The 4806-nt window shown below is 27.3% G+C and carries 3 protein-coding genes; all 3 read left to right on the top strand.

The features are described from left to right. A partial coding sequence (locus tag NR218_RS12415) for an LPXTG cell wall anchor domain-containing protein (protein WP_265848592.1) occupies window positions 1-250 on the top strand: 250 nt, incomplete at its 5' end. A gap of 124 nt (window positions 251-374) precedes the next feature. Beyond that, complete coding sequence (locus tag NR218_RS12410) at window positions 375-2000, top strand: hypothetical protein (RefSeq protein ID WP_053015956.1); 1626 nt, start codon at window positions 375-377, stop codon at window positions 1998-2000. 2 nt (window positions 2001-2002) lie between these two features. Further along, the gene (locus NR218_RS12405) at window positions 2003-4054 is read left to right on the top strand and encodes a Mur ligase family protein (RefSeq protein ID WP_053019377.1); all 2052 of its coding nucleotides are present in this window, start codon (window positions 2003-2005) and stop codon (window positions 4052-4054) included. The last annotated feature ends 752 nt before the right edge of the window (window positions 4055-4806 follow it).

Raw genomic sequence — 4806 nt, 5'->3', positions numbered from 1 at the left:
TGCAGACGCAGATGCAGATGCTGATTCAGATGCAGATGCTGACTCAGATGCAGACGCAGATTCAGATGCAGACGCAGATGCAGATAAAGCTCATAATGATAAAGCAGATAAATCAAATAGTAATGAATTACCTGATACTGGTAATAACAATCAAAATAATGGCACATTATTTGGTTCATTATTCGCTGCACTTGGAGGATTATTCTTAGTTGGCAGACGTCGTAAAAACGAAAATAATGATGAAAAATAATAAGTAGATTTCATGTTGACACAATGAAATTTAAAACCAGGCCTTTCAGGGCCTGGTTTTATTTTAAATACTATGATATTAATTGATAGAAAGAGGATAAATAATTATAAATAGGGTGAAAACTATGGATTTTGAATATAAATTAGAAAAATTATTAACCGCAGTAAATAATAAAATTGAAATTAATAATTATGTTTTTTTAAGTTTGGGTAAACCTAACATCAAATCTCAAGTTAAACTGTTCAAAAAAACGAATTACCTTAAGCAAGATATTTCGAAATCAGCACTTAAATTTAAAAAGAAAACAGGTCAATTTCCCGAGTGGATTAAATTAGATATTGTTACATCCACTGAAAAAGTTCAATTTACAGAATTGAAAAAAACGTTAATTAATACACGACGAAATTATGTGGATTTTGGTATCGCATTTGATAGTCTATGGAATTTAGCCGTTTTACCTGAAGAAATTAATGCGAATGCTTTTGTCCGACCAGATAATACAACTAAAGAACTATTTCTTTCTGATAAAAATATTAATAATTATTTACGTAAATACACGACTAACAAAAAGGCTTTTTCAAGTGAATTTTATGACGAAAAAGAAGTTGTTAAATTTTATACACAAGGCTTCTTTATAGATAATGAAGAAGTATATGAACTATACAACAATGGTTATAGAAAAGGTTTAAGAAAAGTAGATCATTTGGGGAGTGAAATTGATCAATTAATTGAAAGCAGCACTCATTTCTTACAAAATATGTTGTTAGATAATGGTAAATATATTTATGGGTATTTCCCACATTTTGATAATGAAATTGGTTTTTATAATATACTAAGACATTCATCTTCTACATATGCCTTAATAGAAGGATTAGCATATTTAGGTGAAAGTTTGCAACCTGTTGAAAAAGCAATTGATTATGTTATTTCAAATCAATTACTTGAAGTTGAAGATAAAGCGTATGTCTATGATGATACGGAAGACACTAATGAAATTAAATTGGGACAAAATGCTTCATTTATATTCGCTGTATGTGAATATTTGAAATATGAGAATAATCCTAAATATCTTGAAGCTGCTCAAAAAGTAGCGAACGGTATTCTTTCAATGATTGATGAAGATACATATGAAACGACGCACTTATTGAATTATCCTGATTTAAGTGTTAAAGAGAAATTCAGAATCATTTATTATGATGGCGAAGCAGCCCTTGCTTTGTTGAGACTATATCAAAGAGATAAAAATGAGTTATGGTTGAAAACTGTAGAAAATTTAATGGATCGTTTCATTGAGAAAAAATATTGGCAATATCATGATCATTGGTTAGGATATTGTACAAATGAATTAGTTCAAATTAATCCTCAAGAAAAATATTTTGAATTTGGGATAAAAAATGTGAATACATATCTAAATTATATTAAAAACCGTGAAACTACTTTCCCAACATTCTTGGAAATGCTAATGGCTACTTATCGATTAGTACAAAAAGCCAAAGAAACGAGTTATGAGGAATTAGTAAATCATTTGATAGATGAAAAATATTTAAAAGAAGTTATTGATATTAGAGCAGATTATCAAAGAGTTGGCTTCTTTTACCCTGAAACTGCAATGTACTTTAAAAATCCATCTAGAATTTTAGGAAGCTTCTTTATTAAACATCATGGTTATCGTGTCCGTATTGATGATATTGAGCATTATTTGTCAGGGTATGTACAGTATCAAAAGGTATTCAAAGGAAGTAGGTATTGATTATGCTAACAATTAGAAAGATTTATCATATTATAGGTGGAACATTAAAGGATGCTCATAATAGAGAATCAAATGAAATAAATGATTTTGAAACCATCTATAAATTTGTAAAAAGCAAAAAGACTGCATATTTTTCTCCAAATAAAGAAACATGGGCAAGAGAATTGGGAAGAAATAAAAATGCTTTAGATGGTAATGATTTAGTTGACAGCCAAAATGAAGAGATTGGTTTAATTATAACGGAAAGTTATATTTCCAATTTAAAATTTACTGTTCCTCAAATAATTGTAGAAGATTCAGTTCAAGCATTTAAAAAACTAGCTATTTATATTAGAAATCAATATAAAAATCCGGTTGTTGCAATAACTGGATCAATGGGTAAAAGTTCAACTAGAATGTTAATTACTAGCTTATTAAGTGATTTTGATGTACTCGAAAACAGAGGAAACAATAACGTTCGAGCAGCCATTTATAATAATATGTTGAAATTAATCAAAAATCCAGACTTTGCTGTGATTGAAACATCTTTGAATGCTATTAATTATCTTGAAAATACAGCAGTTTACTTAAAACCTGATATAGCAATTATTACTGGTATAGGTGAAGCACATTTTTCAACTTTTAAGTCTGTTAAAGATATTGCCAAAATTAAGACAAGGATTTTTGAGGGACTTGCAGATAATGGAGTGGCAATTGTTAATAACGATACATTATATGCAGATTACTTAGTAGACAAAGCGCGAGAAAATACAAATAATGTCTTAACTTATAGTATTAAAAAGGATAGTAATGCTGATTTAACTGTAGATAACATCAAGTATAATAAAGGAAATATTGAATTATTAATAAATGACCAAAATAACGAAACAGACATTTATCAACTTAATACGATTAGTGAAGGAATGGTTTCTAACACACTAGCAAGTATGCTAACTCTGAAAAGTCTAAATTTACCAATAAAGAAAGACTTACTTAAGAATTTCAAACCTTTTTCAAAAATATTAGCATTGAAAGAAATACAAACAAAATCTCATAAACTAACTTTACTGGATGATACACATAATGCTTCTTTGCCTGCAATGATTAATGCAATTAGAGCTTTTAATAGTCAAACTAGATTTTACAAAGGAAATAAAATCATTGCAATTGGAAAAATTAGTGATTTAGGTCATAAGTCTAGTGAAACACATTTACAATTAGTGGATGAGTTAGAAAATTGTAATGCAGATTATATTCTATGTAAGGATATAGAATTAAGACAAGTCGTAAATAAAGTTCGAAGTAAGAATATAATTTGGTATCCTAACAAAGAATTATTGATAAATGATTTAAATTATTTATGTAATGAAGATTCTCTAACTTTACTAAAGTCTTCTGTAACTGGTACAGATTTTCCAGAAATAGCTAAATCATTACCTAATATTTTGAGGAGGAATGACGTAGAATTTGATTTTGATAATCTGTTTGAGAAACTTAGTCAAGTAGGGGAAAGTTATATTAGAGTAAATAATGATACTGGACAAATCATTGAAGAATTTAACAGTGATATGTCTCAAACAATTGAGGGAATGGGCCCACTCATTTATTATTTAAAAGCTATAGATGAAAAATTAGAAAATAGAAAGATTAACATGAAGAGTTGGTCAACTAATAGTAGTAAAACTGGCTATGTTGAAGGTCGAGAAATTTATACTTATACATTACTAAAAAATATGACTAACTCACCACATCCTTCTGAAATCTATGAGTTAGCTAATGAGTTATTTGAAAATCATGTAGATCGAAAAAAATATACTAAGTATTTGATTGAAAAACTAAAATTATCTAGTTCGATAGCTACAAATCTAACTGGTCGTTTCAGAATTAAAGATCGCCAAAGTTATACTGTAAAAGATTTATATCAAATATATAAGTATTATAAATATGATTTATTTAAATTTAATAATTCTTTTATTTTAGGACTTAAATATAAAAGTGGATTTATACGTGGAGAAAAAGAAACTATTATTTTCACTTCATATCAAGATCCCAAATCTGACTTTAAAAATTTTTAGAATTTCTTTCTTAATATTTCGTTGCATTTAATTCATATTCAAGCACACTCTTCTCAAATTTTAATGTTTTCACGATTTAAACAATTATGATGAGCATTTGATTATTTTTTAGTATTTTATTATGTAACTTTTAATATTATTTTTTAATTCTATGTAATTAGTTGGCTTTGGACTCATTTAAAGAAGAGATAACGATGTAAATTTTTATGTTCTTTTATTTCTATTTGATTTTTGGTAGAAATATCTTTTCTTTTATTAATGTTTATATGTTCAATCTTATTACCTTCTCGATCATAAATATTAAGTATTTTTATATCGTGTTCATCTTAACCAATTACAATTGCTAGCTTGTTTGGATTAGTTAGTATTATTTCTGTCATAGTATTTCTTATTTTTCGACTATAAATTCATTTGGTATTATTTCTGTTTGACCTATTGGAAATTTATTTTAGAAATAATTTTTTATTTTTCAAGAATTTAGTTAGTGTTTCGTGGTAATGTTCAGTTAAAGTTGCATAAACATTAACTTTTAATGTTATTGTTTTATCAAATAATATATATTTAATTAATGTAATTATGTAAATTGTTACTAGTATCGATGATATTGAACACTACATTTCTGGATATGTTCAATTCCAAAAGGTATTCAAAAAATAAATTACCCCAAAAGTTAGGTATTGATCTAACTTTTGGGGTCGCTTCACTTTAGGAGACTTTATTATTTTCTATATTTTAGTCTTGCGAAAGCATCG

This window comes from Staphylococcus sp. SUC_1.2 (assembly GCF_026222585.1).
Note: the sequence above shows the minus strand (reverse complement) of the source record. Positions and strands in the feature narration are given on the sequence as shown.

Coding starts and splice junctions, on each gene's coding strand:
- NR218_RS12410 (WP_053015956.1), top strand. CDS start 375: ATGGATTTTGAATATAAATTAGAAAAATTATTAACCGCAGTAAATAAT.
- NR218_RS12405 (WP_053019377.1), top strand. CDS start 2,003: ATGCTAACAATTAGAAAGATTTATCATATTATAGGTGGAACATTAAAG.